The sequence below is a fragment of the Aestuariivirga sp. genome (assembly GCF_037139295.1).
Classification (GTDB): Bacteria; Pseudomonadota; Alphaproteobacteria; order Rhizobiales; family Aestuariivirgaceae; genus Aestuariivirga.
The window spans coordinates 1-18,474 of record NZ_JBAXGR010000038.1 but is presented as its reverse complement, the minus strand read 5'-3'; the positions used below and the strand labels follow the sequence as shown (position 1 = coordinate 18,474).

Genomic DNA, 18,474 nt, shown 5'->3' with positions numbered 1-18,474 from the left:
TGCAGGCTGGCGGGCGGCCGAGGGATGCACTAGCCTTCCCGAGATCATGGTGTGGGACGGGGCATGGGGTCGAGCCTTCACGCGCAGCAGCTGGTCACCAGCCTCACCGCCGGGCTGATCGCCGGCATTCGCACCATTCTCGGTTCGGCCAGCATGGTGGTGCTGGTGATGCCAAATGGCCTGCCGGGCGGCATTGCCCCGGCCCTGGAACTGATCCTGACTGGTGGCGTGGTGGTGGGCGCGCTGGTGGCGCTGTTCAGCAGCTATCCCGGCGTCGTGGCACAGGTGCAGGATGGCCCCGCCGTGATCATCGGTGTCATGGCAACGGCACTTGCCGCCACGATGGGCAGCAGCGTACCGCCCGCCCTGGCCGTGCTGGTGGTTCTCGCCTCGGCCAATGTGGCGGCCTTCGCGGCGGGTGCCGTGTTCTATGGCCTCGGCGTGTTCCGCCTGGGCGCGCTGATGCGCTTCATTCCCTTTCCGGTTGTCGGCGGCTTTCTGGCAGGCTCCGGCCTGCTGATCCTGCTGGGTGCGATCCCCGTGCTCACCGGCGTGGCGATTCCGAAAATCGACTTTCAGCTGCTTTCAGAGCCGCTGCGGGCGGCGCGCTGGTTGCCTGGCCTCGCCTTCGGCCTGCTGCTGCTGGCGATGCTGCGGCGCTATCGCCATCCGCTGCTGGTTCCGGGGCTGCTGCTCGCCGCCGTGGCGCTCTATCACCTCGGCTTGCATTTGGCAGGCATGACAGTCGGCGAGGCGCAGGCGGCGGGGCTTCTGCTGGGGCCCTTTCCCGACTTCACCGGGCTCGAGGCGCCAGCCTGGATACGGCTCTCGGCGGAGGAGTGGTCACACGTAGCAGCCCATATCCCGACCTTCGCCTCGATTTTACTGGTGAGCGTGGTGGCGCTGCTGCTCAATGCCAGCGGCCTCGAACTGGCAACGCGCAGCGATCTCGACATCAACCGCGAACTGCGCGCCGCGGGGCTTGCCAACATGGCGTCGGGGCTGCTGGGTGGGGCGGTGGGATTCCACGCACTCTCCGCCTCGCTGCTTGGCTATCGCATGGGCGCCAACAGCCGTGTGATCGGGCTCGCCTCGGCGGCGCTGTGCCTTGCCGCCCTGCTGTTCGGAACATCGCTTCTCGCCTACATGCCGCGCGCCGTGCTGGGCGGGCTGCTGTTCTCGATGGGTGCCGGCCTGCTGATCGAGTGGCTCTATGACGGTTGGCGCCGGCTGCCGCTGCAGGATTTCCTGATTGTCGCACTCATCGTCGCGGTGATCGGTGCTGTCAGCATTCCCGCCGGCGTGGCGGTGGGTGTGGCCGTCGCCATGGTGATCTTCGTGCTCAGCTACAGCCGCGTGCGAGTGATCCGGCAGGAGCTTTCCGGTGCTGACTATCGCAGCAACGTTGATCGCAATCCCGCTGCCCTCGCCGTGCTGAAGGCGCAGGGCAGCGCCATCAGGGTCATCAAGCTCGAGGGCTTCATCTTCTTCGGCACGGCCTATTCGGTGCTGACACGGATCCAGCAGATGATGGCAGCACCTGGCCCGCGAAAGATGCGCTTCCTGCTGCTCGACTTCCGCGATGTGCCGGCAAGCGATTCCTCCGCCATGCTGGCCTTCTCCAAGATCAGCACACTGTGCGAGCGCAACGCCTGCCAGCTTTTGCTCACCCGCATGAACAGCGGGCTGCGCGCGCAGTTCCGCCAGTCCGGTATCGAGCCCGCAGCGGGCAGCGTGAGCTTCCATGACGACCTCGACGAGGCGCTCGAACAATGCGAGCAGGACCTGCTGCGCGATGCGGCGGGCCGAGGACTGCCGGGGGATGTCTCGGGCTGGGAGCGCATCCGCCGGGTGTTGCCGGAAGGAGCCACCCTCTCCGACTTCATGGCCTATCTGGAGCCACGGAATTTTGCGGCGGGTGACTATCTGCTGCGGCAGGGCGGGCCACCGGACGAGATCCTGTTCATCGAAACGGGTCGCGTAACGGTGCGCCTCGGGCTTCCTGACGGGCGCTCGATGCGGCTTCGCTCGCTGACCGGCGGAACGATGATCGGCGAGATCGGCATGTATTTGAACCAACCGCGCAACGCATCCGCCATCGCCGACGAGACGACTGAGGCCTATGTGTTGCACGCGGCGAAGCTGCGTGACATGGAACGCAGCGACCCGCAGCTGGCCAATGCACTTCACCAGGCTATCGCAGCCCTGCTGGCGGAGCGCCTCAGCACCACAAACGGACTGCTGCAGCGGCTGATAGACTGAGCTGGCTATGCGCCGTCAGGCGCGGCGGGGCTCGCGCAGGCCGGAGGGAGAGCCCTTGCGGGAGGGGAGCCGCCGCCAGATTTCAGCGCTGAGCGCAACGGCTGCCGCGACCAGAAGGACCTCGACGGCTGGGCGGAGACCTTGCCCCACATGGAGATTGGCATCGAGCACGCGCCACGGGTTGGCGCCGGTGGCGAGGCCGTACCACGCAAACTCGGCAAGCGCTGTCGCGGCGGCCCCGGCGAGCGCCACGCCTGCCAGCATCACCGCCCCCATCGGCAGGCGGAACCAGATTGCCAGCCGGTAGATCATCAGCGTCAGGAACAAACCCGCCATCAGCGTCGCCTCGCTGGCATCGAGCTTCGACTGCATGAAGAAGTGCAGGATGGCGAGAACGGCAATGACATAGACCGCGCGATGCAGGCGCTTCCACCACGGACCCATGCGGGAGATCATACCATCGGTCGAGGTTGCAGCGAGCAGTGCAAGGCCTGTCAGCGCGATGAATCCGATAGTGAGGTAGTAGCGGCTGAAGATCTCGCTCGCCACTTGGGCCAGGTCGAATTTCTGGCTGGCGACATAAAACACCAGGTGAGCGGCGGCCCAGCAAAACGCGCCCACGCCCAGCATGCGCCGGACAATGGCAAGCTTCGGCCAGCGGAACAGGCGCTGCAGCGGCGTCAACGCGAGGGTTATCAGCAGGAAGCGAACAGCCAGTTTACCGCTGTCATGGAGAGCCTGCTTGATCGGCAGAGGCCCCAGATCATGGTTCAGTGCCTGCCAGCCGAGCCAGAGGGCAGGCGCCAGCAGCAGGGCGAGGCAGCAGGCCTTGAGCAGGGAAAAGCGGCCGGCCCGGTCGGTGATCAGAAACATGGCGTCATATTGCAGGTCTCGCGCTGGCTGTCGTCTCAACTCACATCACGGTTTCGCGATGATCGTCAATTTCGGCTGGCATTTCAATGTCAGCCGTCCGATATCACAGACAACCCGAACATGACGAGGGAGCCCGCCATGAGCGATGCCCAGACTTCCGAAACCTTTCCCTTCCAGCGGACCGACGCCGAGTGGCGCGCCATGCTCACGCCTGAGCAGTATGACGTGATGCGCGGCCACGCCACCGAGCGGCCCGGCAGTTGCGCCCTTTTGCGCGAGAAGCGCCCCGGCCGCTTTCTCTGTGCCGGCTGTCGCACCAGTCTGTTCGAAGGCCAGGACAAATTCGAGAGTGGCACCGGCTGGCCCAGCTTCAACGTGCCGGTCGCGGGGGCTGTTGTGACCACCGTCGACCGCAGCCATGGCATGATCAGGACCGAGGTGCACTGCGCGACCTGTGGCAGCCATCTGGGCCATGTCTTCGAGGATGGCCCACCACCCACTTTCCTGCGCTACTGCATCAACGGCGTGGCTCTCGACTTCGAGCCGCTGGGGTAAGCTGATCAGAGCTCGCGTGCTGCCTTGCGCAGCGCACCGAAGCGCAGCCGGTATTCGCCCGGTGCTACGCCCACCTTGCGACGGAACAGGCGGCTTAAGAAGCTCGTGTCTTCGTAGCCGACCTCGTTGGCGATGGCTTCGATGCTCTCGTCGGTGGTCTCCAGCATCTGCTTCGCCTCCTCGAGGCGCAGCGCGTGGACGTAGTCGAGCGGCGTCATGCCGGTTGCATCGCGGAAGCGCCTGATGAAGGTGCGCGTGGTGAGGCCCGAGACCTCTGCCATGGCCGTGGCGGGTGAAGGTAGGCGATAGTTGTCGGCCACCCAGGCCTGACACTTGTTGATCACCGCGTCACTGGTCTGGCGGAACGACAGCAGCGAGGCGAAGGGCTGCTGGCCAAGCTCATGCCATTCCAGCATGTAGGTCTTTGCGACCTCGATTGCTTCCTTGAGGCCCACGTGGCGCGCGATCAGATAGAGCGCCAGATCCTGCCAACTGGTGCCGCCACCCGCCATGACCAGTCGATGCGACGTGCCGCCCATCACCAGCGGCTGGTTGAGGTTGACCTTGATGTTTGGATAGTTGTTGGTGAGGGTGCGCACATAGCCCCAGTGGATTGTGGCATCACAATTGGCAAGGAGGCCCGCCTCGCCAAGCAGCACGGCTCCCGAGCAGGCGCTCGCCAGAACGGCACCCTTGCGATGCACATCCGCCAACCACTCTGCCTCGGGTCCATATTGCCCGGCGACACTGTCTCCCGGGTTCACGAAGAAATCAGGAATGCACACGATGTCTGGTTGCGGTGCCGTGGTGAAGCTGTGGTCCGGCATCACCTGGATGCCGTTCGCTGCAGTGAAGCTCTCGCGCTCCCGCGCCACGATGAAGGGCTTCATGCGCTGGTCACCGGGCGTGCCCGTGGTGATAAACTGATAGTCGCGCCCGGGAGAGGAAAACAGGTCGAACATGCCGTAGAGCGTGGATGCCGTCACCTCCGGCACCGCCACGATTGCGACCTTCAAGGGGTCAGACATGTTCGCCATGGCTCAAATGACCTGTTCCGCGGAAATTTGACTTTACGGTTGGAGTTGCGGGCTGGCTAGCTTCAACCGCCACGGGAGGAACACAACATGACGAAAAGCACCACAACATCGATCGATTCCGGCGCCATAGACGCGCTGAGGGCGAGTCTCCGCGGCGAACTTCTCGATGCGGCACACCCGGCCTATGATGAAACCCGGGTTTGGAATGGCATGATTGACCGGCGGCCCGCGCTGATCGCGCGTTGCCGCAATGCGGCGGATGTGTCCGCAGCTGTCAGTTTCGCGCGCCAGCATGGGCTTTCGATCGCCATCCGCTCAGGAGGCCACAATGTGGCTGGCTACGCCGTTTGCGAGGGTGGCCTGATGATCGACATGACACTGATGAACGGCGTGCGCCTGTCGCCCGCGCTCGACCGCGCCTTCGTCGAGGGTGGCGCAGTGTGGCGCGATGTGGACGCCGCAACGGCACCGTTCAACCGGGCCACTCCCGGCGGCTTGATTTCGGCTACCGGCGTTGCCGGTCTCACGCTGTCAGGCGGGATCGGTTGGCTGCGCGGCCGTCACGGCCTCGCCTGCGACAACCTGGTGGCGGCCGATGTGGTCACGGTCGATGGACGTCTGGTCCACGCCAGCAAGACCGAGAACCCGGCACTCCTCTGGGCGCTGCGCGGCGGCGGGGGTAATTTCGGCGTGGTGGTGAACTTCGAATTCGCGCTGCACGAGATTCCCGCCGAACTGTTCTTCTGCGCCCCGATCTATCCGGAAGAAATGGCCAACGAGATACTCCCCAAGTGGCGTGACTTCATGGCGACGGCGCCAGAGCGCCTGAGCGGGTTAGCGGAGTTCTCCACCATCCCGAACGACCCTGCCTACCCTGAAGCATGCTGGGGTCGGCGCGTGATGGCACTGGCGCATGTCTACGATGGACCCGCGGACGAGGGCGAGTGCGTGACCGCGCCGATGCGCAACTTCGGTGAGACGCTGCTCGATTTCAGCGGCGCGATGCCATACGGCACCATCCAGACCCTCTATGATGCGATCTTCCCCAAGGGACGCGATCGCTGCTACTGGAAATCCACATATCTCAAAGGTCTGGATGATGGCGTGATCCGGGAGATCACATCGCATCTCGCAAAGCGCCCCTCCGAGATGACATTTGCCTCGATATGGAAATTTGGCGGCGCTATGCAGCGAGTGACGACGGAGTCATCGGGCTTTGGCGACCGTTCCGCACCCTTCATGCTGAGCCTCGATGCGATCTGGTCCGATGTCGCGGATGACGACGCGAACATCGGCTGGGTGCGCCAGACGTGGGCCGACATGCAGCGCCATTCAACCGGGAGGCTCTATCTCAACTTCCCTGGCCTTGGCGAAGACCAATCGCTGGTGCGCAACGCATTGGGCGACACCACCTATGCCCGCCTGCAGGAGGTTAAGCGCCGGTTTGATCCGCAAAATCTCTTCCGGATGAATCAGAACATTCAACCTGGCTGAGTCCTGCCGTGCTGCGATTGTACCGGTCCTCCAGCCTGGGCCCGGGGCCAGGCTCGGCTGGCTTCCGTATGGGATTCTACTGCCTTCAAGTATCAGCAACTTCATGTTATCGCGCTGCCAAGATATCTAGATCCTGGTTCCGCGAAACATGGCAGCACCACAAAAACCGGCCCGCAAGCGGGCTGACCGCGAGACACCCGAGCACCGCCACAGTCTCATTCTTCACGCGGCCCGTGCATGTCTGAGCGAAAAGGGCATGCGCGGCTTCACGCTGAAGAATGTCGCGGCCGAGGCGAAGGTCTCGATCAGCCTGCTGTCCCACTACTTCGGCAGCGTGGAAGAACTGCACAAGTCGGTCTTCCGCTCCGTGCTGTTCGAAGCGAAGGCGGTGGAATACATCAAGCCGAAGACCCTTGCCGAGGCGCTGTCCGCACTCCGCGAGCTGCTCGAAAAGAACTTCCACCCGGACTATTACTCACGAAGGAACCTGCTTGTCTGGTTGCCGATCTACGAGGAATGCTGCTCAACACCCGCACCAGGCGCAGTCTCGACAAGATCGAGCGTGAGCTGACGATGGAAGTGGCGCGGGCGGTGGCGGATGTCGCGCGGTTCCGCAACCTGACGGTCGACGCGGAGGCAATGGCCTTTGAATTCCTGGCCTTCCTCGACGGCCTATGGCTGCGCTGGTGTCTCTCAGCGCGGCGCGACACGCTGCGTGAGCAGGTGGCGGCCCTGCGCTTCCTTGAGGCGACGCTGGGGTCGCTGGCAACGTAAGTTCACGACCCGCGCCTGGAGTTCTTTCATTTACCCTGTCAGGTCTGCAGCAAGGCCGCGTTTCCTTACTAAACAAGTTAGTGGCTTAACCTTAACTCAGGGCATTGCGCAGCCTGACTCTAGGTAACGCCACCATGATCGTCTGTACGAATTCATGGTGCCGCAAGCGTCAACTCAACTAAAATAATATAAATATTTCAATTTGTTATGGGGTGAGGTGTCCCGTATCGCGACAGGCCGCCCGATGGGAATCCATTCGTTAGCCATACGGCTACTATAGTAGTTGCTCTAAGTTGACACTTATGCAAACGGTTGCTAACCCTCTCATAAGTAGTTTCTACTACGTATTATTTGTGGTTTGCAGGTGGTTTATGCGTATTTGGGGCGGTTTTGCGGTCCGGTCGATGCTGGTGGCCACGACCGCGTTGTCGGCAGGTTGGGCGACGAGTGATTTGGCTTCGGCGGACATCACCGTCACGCAGGCGTCGGCCGGCTCGGGGAAGCTTACGCTGCGCGGCAAGACCAATCCCTATGCAGTCCTGACCTTGGATGGCGGTGTCGCGTCGACGAAGGCGCGTGCCACGGGTGAATTCGATTTCCGCGCCTTGTCCTACATCCCCGGGCGCTGCGTGGTGATGCTCACCTCGCCCGGCCAGCCTTCCGTTTTGGTGAATGTTGCCAATTGTGCGCCGATCTCGCTGAAGTCGCGCGGCGACTGGAACAATCTCGATACCTATGTGACCGATGAACTTGTCTTCCATGACGGCTCGACATGGCGCGCCAAGCTGCCGGTGCCGGCCCAGGTTGCCCCCGGACCTTCAAGCGAGACCTATTGGGAACTCTTCGCCGCAGCCAGCAACACCGGTGGTTCAGGTGCCGGCACCGGCAATGACGGCGCGACCGGCCCCACGGGTGAAACGGGTGCAACCGGTGCGACGGGTGCGACGGGGCCGCAGGGCGATACAGGGTTGCCCGGTGCTGACGGTGCGACGGGTCCCATTGGCCCGCAAGGTGTGAGCGGTGACACGGGCGCGAATGGTGCAACAGGCGCGACAGGCGCGACAGGAGCAGCGGGCGCGACAGGTGAAACAGGCGCGACAGGAGCAGTGGGCACAACGGGTCCTCAGGGTCCGCAGGGTGAAACTGGTCTCGCCGGCGCAGATGGCGCAACGGGCCCTATCGGGCCTCAGGGCGCGACAGGTGATACGGGTGCCGATGGGCCGCAGGGTCCGAGGGGTGATACGGGTGCAGATGGTGCGACTGGTCTCCAGGGGCCGCAGGGCGACACCGGTGCTACTGGCGCAACAGGTAACACCGGCGCGACGGGTGCCACTGGCGAACAGGGCCTCCAGGGTGAAAACGGTGCGACGGGTGCCACCGGCTTGACGGGTGCCACGGGTGCCACTGGTCTGACGGGTGCGACGGGCGCCACCGGCCTGACGGGTGCAACGGGTGCCACCGGCCTTACGGGTGCCACGGGTGCCACTGGCCTGACGGGTGCCACTGGCCTGACGGGTGCCACGGGTGCCACTGGACTGACGGGCGCGATGGGCGCCACTGGCCTGACGGGTGCGACGGGCGCCACTGGCTTGACGGGCGCGACGGGCGCCACTGGCTTGACGGGTGCCACGGGTGCCACCGGCCTTACGGGTGCCACGGGTGCCACCGGCCTTACGGGTGCAACGGGTGCCACCGGCCTTACGGGTGCAACGGGTGCCACTGGCTTGACGGGCGCGACGGGCGCCACTGGCTTGACGGGTGCGACGGGCGCCACTGGCCTGACGGGTGCGACGGGCGCTACCGGTCTGACGGGTGCGACGGGTGCCACCGGCTTGACGGGTGCCACGGGTGCCACTGGCCTGACGGGCGCGACGGGTGCCACTGGCCTGACGGGTGCGACGGGCGCTACCGGTCTGACGGGTGCGACGGGCGCCACTGGACTGACGGGCGCGACGGGTGCCACTGGCCTGACGGGTGCCACAGGAGCGACTGGCGCTACTGGCCTGACGGGTGCCACGGGCTCCGTCCCGGTGGGAGCGACCTATGCCACAGCCGTGCTCACGGCGGGCACGAGCACGACCTACCTAACAACCACCACCGCCGTGTCGGTGGCCCGCAACATCCAGACCACGGGCACTGGCGCCCTCAGCGCGCTCGTGACCATTTCGGCGGACATCACGGTCACGAGCAACGTCACCTGTACGCTGACATTCGACGCGAAGAATTCGGGCGGCACGAGTGTGCTGGCGGCGGGTACATTCTTCATGGGTGTGAAATCGGCAAACTCGACCAACCCCATCATCGCCACTCAGGTCTTCCCGGTCACGAACCTGCCGGTGGGGCCGACGACTTTCCAGCTGCAATACAAGACCAGCGCCTCGAGCTGCACGATCAACAAGGTCACTCTGGTCGTGGAGGCCCCCTGACGGACCGGCAAGGCCCGCAGACACTCTTCGATGACTGCAAGACAAGGGCCTCTGCCGGTTCGGCGGAGGCCTTTTCGCCTAGTCGGCCAGCGTGACGATGCCAGGATCGCGGCTGCGATAGCCATTCGGCCAGAGTTGATGACGCCGGTTTCTTCCTCCATCACTGCGGACTAGGATAACAAAACAGTAAGCGCCAATTCGCAGCTGGGGGTGAAATTGCCGTCGTTTCGAAAGATCCTGATCGCCAACCGCGGCGAGATCGCCATTCGCGTCATGCGGGCGGCAACCGAGCTCGGCAAGAAGACGGTGGCCGTCTATGCCGAGGAGGACAAGCTCTCGCTGCACCGCTTCAAGGCGGATGAGGCCTATCGCATCGGCGAGGGGATGGGGCCGGTTGCGGCCTATCTCTCGATCCCCGAGATCACCCGGGTGGCCAAGGCCTGTGGTGCGGATGCGATCCACCCGGGCTATGGGCTGCTGTCCGAGAATCCGGACTTCGTCGAGGCCTGCGTCGTGGCAGGCATCACCTTCATCGGCCCCAAGGCGGAAACGATGCGCGCGCTGGGCGACAAGGCGAGTGCCCGGCGTGTGGCCATGGCCGCCGGCGTTCCGGTGATCCCCGCGACCGAGGTCCTGGGCGATGACATGGCCACCATCGCCAAAGAAGCACAAGTCATCGGCTATCCGCTGATGCTGAAGGCCAGCTGGGGCGGCGGCGGGCGCGGCATGCGGCCGATCACCGGGCCGGACGAACTCGAGGCCAAGGTGCTGGAAGGCCGCCGCGAGGCGCAATCGGCCTTCGGCAATGGCGAGGGCTATCTCGAGAAGATGATCGAGCGGGCACGCCACGTCGAGGTGCAGATCCTTGGCGACAAATATGGCGCGATCTATCACCTCTATGAGCGTGACTGCACCGTGCAGCGGCGCAACCAGAAAGTCGTCGAGCGGGCGCCTGCGCCCTACCTCGATGCCGCTCAGCGCGCCGAGATCTGCGAGCTGGGCCGCCGCATCTGCGCGCATGTGGGCTATGACTGCGCCGGCACGGTCGAGTTCCTCATGGACATGGACACCGGCCGCTTCTACTTCATCGAAGTAAACCCGCGTGTCCAGGTCGAGCATACGGTCACCGAACAGGTCACCGGCATCGACATCGTGCGTGCGCAGATCCTGATCGCGGAAGGAAAGACGCTGGCCGAGGCAACAGGCGTTGCACGGCAGGAGGATGTGCGGCTCTATGGCCATGCGCTGCAGTGCCGCGTGACGACGGAAGACCCCCAGAATAACTTCATTCCCGACTATGGCCGCATCACTGCCTATCGCTCGGCCACCGGCATGGGCATCAGGCTCGATGGCGGCACGGCCTATGCGGGTGCGGTGATCACCCGCTTCTACGACTCGTTGCTCGTCAAGGTAACGGCCTGGGCGCAGACGCCGGACCAGGCGATTGCCCGCATGAGCCGCGCATTGTCGGAATTCCGCGTGCGTGGTGTGGCCACCAACATCGCCTTCGTCGAGAACCTGCTGAAGCACCCGAAATTCCTCGACAACAGCTGCACCACGAAATTCATCGACACGACGCCCGCCCTCTTCGAGTTCAAGAAGCGGCGCGACCGTGCAACCAAGATCCTCACCTACATCGCCGACATTGCAGTGAACGGCCACCCCGAGACAGCCGGCCGTCCCAAGCCGAAGGTGACAGGCCGCGAGCTGACGGTGCCAAAGCTGAGTGGTCTTCCGCAGCCGGGCACGCGTGACCTGCTGCTGGAGAAGGGGCCTCAGGCGGTGGCCGACTGGATGCTCGCGCAGAAGCACCTGCTCGTCACCGACACGACGATGCGCGACGGCCATCAGTCGCTGCTGGCAACCCGCATGCGCTCGATCGACATGATCCGCGTGGCGCCGGCCTATGCCGCCAATCTCTCCGGCCTGTTCAGCGTCGAATGCTGGGGTGGCGCCACCTTCGACGTTGCCTACCGCTTCCTGCAGGAGTGCCCGTGGCAGCGCCTGCGTGACCTGCGCGAACGCATGCCGAGCCTGATGCTGCAGATGCTGCTGCGCGGCGCCAATGGCGTCGGCTACACCACCTATCCCGACAATGTGGTGAAGACCTTCGTGAAGCAGGCGGCCAGCACGGGCATCGACGTGTTCCGCGTCTTCGACAGCCTCAACTGGGTCGACAACATGCGCGTCGCCATGGATGCCGTGCTGGAGTCGAACCGCGTGTGCGAGGCGGCCATTTGCTACACGGGCGATATTCTTGATCCGAACCGCGCCAAGTATGACCTCAAATACTATATCGGCATGGCGAAAGAACTGAAGGCCGCCGGGGCCCATGTGCTGGGTCTCAAGGACATGGCGGGGCTGCTAAAGCCCGCTGCTGCGCGCAAGCTGGTGAAGACCCTCAAGGATGAGGTGGGCCTGCCCATCCACTTCCACACGCATGATACAAGCGGCATCGCGGGGGCCAGCGTGCTGGCCGCGGCAGAGGCTGGTGCCGATGCCGTCGACGCGGCGATGGATGCCTTTTCGGGCGGCACATCGCAGCCCTGCCTCGGCTCCATTGTGGAAGCGCTCGCGCATACCGACCGCGACACCGGGCTCGATGCCTCCGCCATCCGCGCCATCTCGAACTACTGGGAGGCCGTTCGCCACCAATATGCGGCCTTCGAGAGCGGCATCGAAGCGCCTGCCTCCGAGGTTTATCTCCATGAAATGCCCGGCGGGCAGTTCACCAACCTCAAGGCCCAGGCGCGCAGCATGGGGCTGGAACCGCGCTGGCACGAGGTGGCGCAAGCCTATGCCCAGGCCAACCTGATGTTCGGCGATATCGTGAAGGTCACCCCATCGTCGAAGGTGGTGGGCGACATGGCCCTGATGATGGTGGCGCAAGGCCTCACGCGTGCCGATGTCGAGGACCCCAAAGTCGAGGTCGCTTTCCCGGACTCGGTGGTCGATATGCTGAAGGGCAATCTTGGGCAGCCGCCGGGCGGCTGGCCCAAGGCATTGCAGAAGAAGGCCTTGAAGGGCGAGGCGCCCATCACCGTCAGACCGGGCTCGCTGGTTCCTTCCGTCGATCTCGATGAAACCCGCCTCAAGCTGTCGAAGGACCTCAACGGCCGCCACGTCGATGACGAAGACCTCAACGGCTACCTCATGTATCCCAAGGTCTTCCTCGACTACATGGGTCGCCATCGCCTCTATGGTCCGGTGCGCGTGCTGCCGACGCCGGTGTTCTTCTACGGCATGCAGCCCGGCGAGGAGATCTCGGTCGAGATCGACCCTGGCAAGACGCTGGAGGTTCGTCTGCAGGCCGTGGGCGAGACGACGGAGGAGGGCGAAGCCAAGGTATTCTTCGAGTTGAACGGCCAGCCCCGCGTCATCCGCGTGCCCAATCGCGCCGTCAAGGCCAAGGCGCCGGTGCGTGCCAAGGCACAGGATGGCAATATCACCCAGCTTGGCGCGCCCATGCCGGGCGCCATCGCCGCCGTTGCAGTCAGCGTTGGCCAGAAGGTCGGGCCCGGTGACCTGCTGTTCACCATCGAGGCAATGAAGATGGAAATGGGACTTCGCGCCGAACGCGCCGCCACCATCAAGGCCATTCACGTGAATCCCGGTTCGCAGGTCGAGGCGAAGGACCTGCTGCTCGAGTTCGCGGAATAGGCGGCTGCGCATGCGCAAGATCTTCGTGCCTGATGCCGCCACCATGCCGAAGACGGCGGAGGTCGTCGTCATCGGCGGTGGCATCGTGGGGGTGGCCACTGCCTTCTGGCTCTCGAGGGCAGGCCTCGACACGGTGCTGATCGAGATGCGCGAGGGCCTCTCCACCCTCACCACGCCTCTCTCCATCGAAAGCTTCCGCGCCCAGATGACAGAGAAGGCAATGGCAGACCTCGTGCTGCCGTCGATCCGCATGTATGAGAACTTTGCCGATACGGTCGGCATCCCGGGCCATGACATCGCGCTGAAGCATCAGGGCTATCTCTTCGTCTCGGACGATGTGGTGAATGCCGAGAGACTGAAGCAGGCAGTGGCCGTGCATCACGGCTATGGTGTTGCCGGCTCGGAGTTTCTCGCTGCCGATGACATTCGCCAGCGCTTTCCCTACATCTCGGAGCGCATGGTCTGCGGCACCTTTCACCAGAATGACGGCTGGCTCTCCAGCCATGAGGCAACGCAGGGCTTTGCCAAGGGCTCGACCGCGAAGTTCCTGCTGCAGACGAAGGTGTCCGGCATCGACACCGATGCCGAAGGCATCTGCGCCGTTCGCACTACACGCGGCAGCATTGCCACGCGCCAGGTTGTCAATGCAGCTGGCCCCTTCGCACAATCCATCGCCGCGATGGTGGGCGTGACGCTTCCCATCGAAGCGGTGCGCCGCCAGAAGGTGCATGTGGCACCGAAGCCGCAAATCCCGAGGGCTGCGCCCTTGTGCATCGACGTCGGCCAGGAAACCTACTGGCGCCCCGAGCATGGTGGCGCGCTGATGGCCTGGGTCGACCCCGACGAGCCGGTGACCGCCAACCCGGTGGAGGACGTGCCGACGGACTGGGACTTTGCGGCCGTGCTGCTCGACAAGATCACCGCTCTCTCGCCCTTCTGGGCCGGGGTGGCGGAGACGCTCAGCAGCAGCGATCTCACCACCACGGCGGGCTATTACATGTACACACCGGACGACCAGCCGCTGATCGGCCCGGTGCCGGAGGTGAAAGGGCTTCATCTCAACTGTGGCTACTGGGCGGGCGTCATGCTGTCACCGGAGGCCGGGCGGCGCGTTGCGCGCCTGCTGACGGGTGAGATGCAGCCCACCGATAACCCCCTCCGTCTCAGCCGCTTTGCGGAAGGCCTCGTGTCCACCGGTGACAGCTTCCTGCGCGGCAGGCATTAGGGCGCAGGCAAGGTCGGAGCAGCCTGAATGGCTGGGCCATGCTAGACAGGGCTTCCGATCTCGTGCATCGACGACGCTCGCGTGCTGACGTTCCAGACCTGATGGAGACACCCATGCTCAAATCCTGGCCAGAAACGGCTTCCCGCCTCATCGCCGTCGCCATGGGGCGTGACAAGGCGGACATGGTGATCCGGAACGGCAAGTGGGTGAACGTCCATTCCGGCGAAATCATTCCCGCAACCGACATTGCCATCGCCGACGGCCGCTTCGCCTATGTGGGCCCCGATGCCGCACATTGCATTGGCAAGGACACGAAGGTGATTGAAGCCGAGGGCCGCTACATGGTGCCGGGACTGTGCGACGCGCACATGCATGTGGAAAGCGGCATGGTGACAGTCACCGAATTCGTGCGCGCCGTGATCCCTCACGGCACCACGTCGATGTTCATCGATCCACATGAGATTGCCAATGTTCTGGGCCTTCCCGGCGTGCGGCTGATGCATGACGAGGCGATGGCCATGCCAGTCAGCGTCTTCGTGCAGATGCCCTCCTGTGTTCCCAGTGCGCCGGGCCTCGAAAACCCCGGCGCCACGCTAGGCCCGGACGATGTGCGCGAGGCGATGCAGTGGCCCAACATCATCGGGCTGGGCGAGATGATGAATTTTCCCGGTGTGATCGCCGGTGACGAGAAGATGCTGGCAGAGATCGCCGCCACGCAGAATGCCGGCAAGACGGTGGGCGGGCATTATGCCTCGCCGGACCTCGGCAATCCCTTCCACGCCTATGTGGCAGGCGGCCCCGCCGATGATCATGAAGGCACGCGTGCGGAAGATGCCATCGCCCGGGTGCGCCAGGGCATGCGCGCCATGCTGCGGCTGGGCTCCGCCTGGTATGATGTCGCAGCACAGATCAAGGCCGTCACCGAGGCGGGGCTCGATTCACGCAACTTCGTGCTGTGCACGGATGACAGCCACTCGGGCACGCTGGTGAACGAAGGCCACATGAACCGCGTGGTCCGCCATGCCATCGCGCAGGGGTTGAAGCCCATCACCGCCATCCAGATGGCAACCATCAACGCCGCACAGCATTTTGGCCTTGAGCGTGAGCTGGGCTCGATCACGCCAGGCCGCCGTGCCGACCTGATCCTCACCTCCGACATCACGACACTGCCCATCGAACTGGTGATCGCCCGCGGCGTGGTGCTGGCGGAGAACGGTCGACTTACGGCAGAGATCCCGGCCTTCGCCTATCCCGAGGCGGCGCGTCATACGATGAACATGAAGCGCCCGCTCACCGCGAAGGATTTCGACGTCGTGGCGCCCAAGGGCCGCAACCAAGTGGATGTGCGCGTCATCGGCGTCATCGAGAACCAGGCGCCCACCAAGGCGCTGCAGAAGACTCTGAAGGTCGAATCGGGCCTTGTCGAGATGGACCGGGCGGGCGACGTCTGCCAGATCGCACTGGTCGAGCGTCACAAGGCGACGGGCAAGGTGGTCAACGCCTTCGTCTCGGGCTTCGGCTACACGAAGGATTGCGCCCTGGCCTCGACAGTGGCGCATGACAGCCACCACATGATCGTGGTCGGCACCAACAAGGAAGACATGGCGCAGGCAGCCAATATCCTCAAGGACAACGGCGGCGGCCTGGTGCTGGTATCCGAGGGCAGGGAGCTGGCGCGTGTCGAGATGCCGATCGCCGGACTGATGTCGGCTGAGCGTGCCGAGATCGTCGCCGCCAAGGCCGGAAAGCTGGTGGCCGCGATGAAGGCCTGCGGCTGCAACCTCAACAACGCCAACATGCAGCATTCATTGCTGGCGCTCGTCGTCATTCCCGAACTGCGCATCTCGGACGAGGGCCTGATCGACGTCACAACCTTCCAGAAGGTCGATGTCTTCGTGTGAGGTCGCCGCAAAGCGGCTTCTCCCGCCTCGGTGATTGTGCTTTCGTGGTGATGGAGACAGGAGTTGATGATGACAGTGAACACGCTCAGGCAAGTTGGAAAGTCAGGTGTAGCCGTTCCGCGCATCGGCTACGGTGCAACGGCCCTGTCCGACATGCCGGATACCTATGGTTACAGTGTTGGCGAAGAGCGCGCCCTGGCAACGATCCGGGCCATCTTCGACCAGCCTGATGGCTTCATCGACACCTCCCGCAATTACGGGCTGGGCCGCAGCGAAGCGCTCATCGGAAAGGTGGTGCGCGAGCTTGGTGGCTGGCCCTCAGGCCGCATCCTGTCCACCAAGCTCGACCGTGACATGGACACCTTGCGGTTCGACGCTGCTCAGGCGCGCCGCTCGCTGGAGGAAAGCCTGTCCGTTCTGAGGGTTGACCACGTCGACATCCTGCACCTTCATGATCCGGAATATGCCTCCGACCTCTCGGACGTCACCGGCCGCGGCGGCGCCCTGGATGCGCTGATGCGCATGAAGGAGGAGGGCCTAGCGCGCGCTGTTGGTCTGGCGGCGGGCCGCGTCGACATCATGATGCCATTGCTGCGCGACTGGGATTTCGATGCCCTGATCACGCATAACCGCTACACGCTGGTCAATCGCAACGCCGAACCGATGCTTGAGCTTGCCGCCGCGCGCGGCATTGCCGTCTTCAACGCAGCCCCCTATGCCAGCGGTGCGCTTGCCAAGGGTGCAGCCAGCCAGCAGCGCTACGTGTACCAGGTCGCCACTGAGGACGTGCTGCGCCCCATTCGCCGGGTCGAAGAAGTCTGCGCGCGCCATGGCATTCCGCTGGGCGCCGCCGCGCTGCAGTTTTCGCTGCGCGATCCGCGTGTTCTGTCGACCATTTGTGGCGTCAGCCGCCCGGAGCGCATCGCCGAAACGCTGCAATGGGCAAATTGGCCCATCAGCGATCAGGTATGGAGCGAATTGCTTGCCCTGCCTGCAACAGCCGACGACCCGGAATCCTCTCGCGAATATTCGCCAGGATGACCGCAAGTGGCGGGATAACGGCGAGTAGCTTGTTCGGAAGTGGCGCACCGGACAAGATGAAGATGAGAACTGGGTGGTTCTTTTAGTATTTGATATTGTTTGATCTAGCTTCCGAGATGAATTCGTTCGCTAACTGCATTCTGTCAACTCGGCACCCCCTTCATCGGTTCCTTGCATCGTCGGCTGCCACTTCGCTCCTGGCTTGCGCGGCCCGCTTTAGGCGCTCCGGACGGTGTGCCTCGGGCAGGATTGCTTGTGGAAATCTTGGAAAGAGTGCCAAGCTATTGTCGCGGATTATTCCCGGCCTCTCGACCTCTGTCAGCATTGGAAGTTTGTCGATTGCTTCCGTCTCCATGCCTGTCAGGCTTGCGGGTAATGAGGAAAGATCGCTTCCGAAGAGGATTTGGTCTAGCTCGACGAATTCCTTCAGCGCCACGATTGCCGAAAGTGGGTGCCATGGCGCGGCGGCCCTGCAACAGTTGATGGGAGGCTGCCGGGAGTCGCCTTTGCTACATGTGTGGTTTTGCCACTTCAGATGAAGGCAATCCCCGGCAAATCCCTTTACGCGGTCTTCGCTGCTGTGGACGGATCCGCAGACTGTGCCTTCACGGAGGCTTCGTGAGCGTCTGTGGACTGCATCAAGGCCTTGGAGGCATGCGTCTTTGCAGTATCGGGCTGCGACTTGCCGTAATGCTCTGCCGCGACGCGGTGCGACTTGGCGGTCGCCTCATGAAGTTCAGCGGCTTTCGTGTTGTGGGTCTGTGTCATGATCGTTCCAATCAAATACCGCGATCAGTCGCGATGGTTGATAACGGACCTGACAGACATTTGTTCCGTCCGTTCCACTTCTGACCTGTGTCAACTTCCGCCCTGCGCCTGAGCGTTGCGCGACCCCTGTTCAGGCGGCTCTTGATCGTGCCAATCTTGGTCGCGCAATGGTCTGCCGCCTCCTGGCAGGTGTAGCCAAGTGCGGCGACCAGAAGAACAGCCGAGCGCTGCCCCTTCGGAAGGGTGCGGATGACGGACATCGTCTCGGTGAGTTCAATGTTTTCGAGCTGGCCTCCGGGCACGCTGAGCCTCGCGGAGAACATGTTGTCCACATCCTCAACCTCGCGCCGCTTTCGCAGCATCGTGTAGTGTTCGTTTTGAGGGATGACTGTGAGCCAGCCGATCAGATTGCTTCCAGGCACAAATTGCTCCTGATAGCGAAGGGCCTTGAACAATGT

14 protein-coding genes are annotated in these 18,474 nt (G+C 63.7%); 10 read left to right on the top strand and 4 right to left on the bottom strand.

What is annotated here, in order from left to right; all coding sequences use genetic code 11:
• Nucleotides 1-63: 63 nt before the first annotated feature.
• Nucleotides 64-2,262, top strand: coding sequence for a SulP family inorganic anion transporter (locus WCJ41_RS11435; RefSeq protein WP_336905955.1), 2,199 nt, complete (start codon nt 64-66; stop codon nt 2,260-2,262).
• A 15-nt stretch (nt 2,263-2,277) separates the two neighbouring features.
• Here WCJ41_RS11435 and WCJ41_RS11430 read toward each other — a convergent pair whose 3' ends face one another.
• A complete protein-coding gene (locus WCJ41_RS11430) occupies nt 2,278-3,135 on the bottom strand; it encodes a ferric reductase-like transmembrane domain-containing protein (protein ID WP_336905954.1) in 858 nt (285 codons plus the stop codon).
• Nucleotides 3,136-3,273: 138 nt separating this feature from the next.
• On the opposite strand from WCJ41_RS11430, the gene msrB reads away from it, so the two are divergent.
• Nucleotides 3,274-3,690, top strand: a complete 417-nt coding sequence (gene msrB / locus WCJ41_RS11425; protein ID WP_336905953.1) for a peptide-methionine (R)-S-oxide reductase MsrB — start codon at nt 3,274-3,276, stop codon at nt 3,688-3,690.
• A 5-nt stretch (nt 3,691-3,695) separates the two neighbouring features.
• Here msrB and WCJ41_RS11420 read toward each other — a convergent pair whose 3' ends face one another.
• Nucleotides 3,696-4,718, bottom strand: a complete 1,023-nt coding sequence (locus tag WCJ41_RS11420) for a helix-turn-helix domain-containing protein (RefSeq protein WP_336905952.1) — start codon at nt 4,716-4,718, stop codon at nt 3,696-3,698.
• Nucleotides 4,719-4,814: 96 nt separating this feature from the next.
• On the opposite strand from WCJ41_RS11420, the gene WCJ41_RS11415 reads away from it, so the two are divergent.
• The 8 genes from WCJ41_RS11415 to WCJ41_RS11380 all read left to right on the top strand — a co-directional run bounded on the left by WCJ41_RS11415 (nt 4,815) and on the right by WCJ41_RS11380 (nt 17,248).
• A complete protein-coding gene (locus WCJ41_RS11415; protein WP_336905951.1) occupies nt 4,815-6,221 on the top strand; it encodes an FAD-binding oxidoreductase in 1,407 nt (468 codons plus the stop codon).
• Between the two features lie 148 nt (nt 6,222-6,369).
• A complete protein-coding gene (locus WCJ41_RS11410) occupies nt 6,370-6,792 on the top strand; it encodes a TetR/AcrR family transcriptional regulator (RefSeq protein WP_336905950.1) in 423 nt (140 codons plus the stop codon).
• Nucleotides 6,738-6,995, top strand: coding sequence for a TetR family transcriptional regulator C-terminal domain-containing protein (locus tag WCJ41_RS11405; protein ID WP_336905949.1), 258 nt, complete (start codon nt 6,738-6,740; stop codon nt 6,993-6,995). Before WCJ41_RS11410 ends, WCJ41_RS11405 begins: the two co-directional genes overlap by 55 nt.
• 404 nt (nt 6,996-7,399) lie before the next feature.
• Entirely contained in the window at nt 7,400-9,421 is a 2,022-nt protein-coding gene (locus tag WCJ41_RS11400) for a spore surface glycoprotein BclB (protein WP_336905948.1), read from the top strand.
• A 210-nt stretch (nt 9,422-9,631) separates the two neighbouring features.
• Complete coding sequence (locus tag WCJ41_RS11395) at nt 9,632-13,081, top strand: pyruvate carboxylase (protein ID WP_336905947.1); 3,450 nt, start codon at nt 9,632-9,634, stop codon at nt 13,079-13,081.
• 10 nt (nt 13,082-13,091) lie between these two features.
• Nucleotides 13,092-14,306 carry an FAD-binding oxidoreductase gene (locus WCJ41_RS11390; RefSeq protein WP_336905946.1) on the top strand — a complete coding sequence of 405 codons (1,215 nt, stop codon included), beginning with the start codon at nt 13,092-13,094 and terminating at the stop codon, nt 14,304-14,306.
• 113 nt (nt 14,307-14,419) lie between these two features.
• Nucleotides 14,420-16,207, top strand: a complete 1,788-nt coding sequence (ade, locus tag WCJ41_RS11385; protein ID WP_336905945.1) for an adenine deaminase — start codon at nt 14,420-14,422, stop codon at nt 16,205-16,207.
• A gap of 66 nt (nt 16,208-16,273) precedes the next feature.
• The gene (locus WCJ41_RS11380) at nt 16,274-17,248 is read left to right on the top strand and encodes an aldo/keto reductase (protein ID WP_336905944.1); all 975 of its coding nucleotides are present in this window, start codon (nt 16,274-16,276) and stop codon (nt 17,246-17,248) included.
• A 561-nt stretch (nt 17,249-17,809) separates the two neighbouring features.
• Here WCJ41_RS11380 and WCJ41_RS11375 read toward each other — a convergent pair.
• Complete coding sequence (locus WCJ41_RS11375) at nt 17,810-18,016, bottom strand: hypothetical protein (protein ID WP_336905943.1); 207 nt, start codon at nt 18,014-18,016, stop codon at nt 17,810-17,812.
• Between the two features lie 11 nt (nt 18,017-18,027).
• Nucleotides 18,028-18,474 (bottom strand): sigma factor-like helix-turn-helix DNA-binding protein (locus tag WCJ41_RS11370; protein WP_336905942.1); only part of this gene is annotated, 447 nt, incomplete at its 5' end.

Excerpts from the sequence above, each read along its gene's own strand:
- WCJ41_RS11435 (WP_336905955.1), top strand. The coding sequence starts at position 64 with ATGGGGTCGAGCCTTCACGCGCAGCAGCTGGTCACCAGCCTCACCGCC.
- WCJ41_RS11430 (WP_336905954.1), bottom strand. The coding sequence starts at position 3,135 with ATGTTTCTGATCACCGACCGGGCCGGCCGCTTTTCCCTGCTCAAGGCC.
- msrB (WP_336905953.1), top strand. The coding sequence starts at position 3,274 with ATGAGCGATGCCCAGACTTCCGAAACCTTTCCCTTCCAGCGGACCGAC.
- WCJ41_RS11420 (WP_336905952.1), bottom strand. The coding sequence starts at position 4,718 with ATGTCTGACCCCTTGAAGGTCGCAATCGTGGCGGTGCCGGAGGTGACG.
- WCJ41_RS11415 (WP_336905951.1), top strand. The coding sequence starts at position 4,815 with ATGACGAAAAGCACCACAACATCGATCGATTCCGGCGCCATAGACGCG.
- WCJ41_RS11410 (WP_336905950.1), top strand. The coding sequence starts at position 6,370 with ATGGCAGCACCACAAAAACCGGCCCGCAAGCGGGCTGACCGCGAGACA.
- WCJ41_RS11405 (WP_336905949.1), top strand. The coding sequence starts at position 6,738 with ATGCTGCTCAACACCCGCACCAGGCGCAGTCTCGACAAGATCGAGCGT.
- WCJ41_RS11400 (WP_336905948.1), top strand. The coding sequence starts at position 7,400 with ATGCTGGTGGCCACGACCGCGTTGTCGGCAGGTTGGGCGACGAGTGAT.
- WCJ41_RS11390 (WP_336905946.1), top strand. The coding sequence starts at position 13,092 with ATGCGCAAGATCTTCGTGCCTGATGCCGCCACCATGCCGAAGACGGCG.
- ade (WP_336905945.1), top strand. The coding sequence starts at position 14,420 with ATGCTCAAATCCTGGCCAGAAACGGCTTCCCGCCTCATCGCCGTCGCC.
- WCJ41_RS11380 (WP_336905944.1), top strand. The coding sequence starts at position 16,274 with ATGATGACAGTGAACACGCTCAGGCAAGTTGGAAAGTCAGGTGTAGCC.
- WCJ41_RS11375 (WP_336905943.1), bottom strand. The coding sequence starts at position 18,016 with ATGACACAGACCCACAACACGAAAGCCGCTGAACTTCATGAGGCGACC.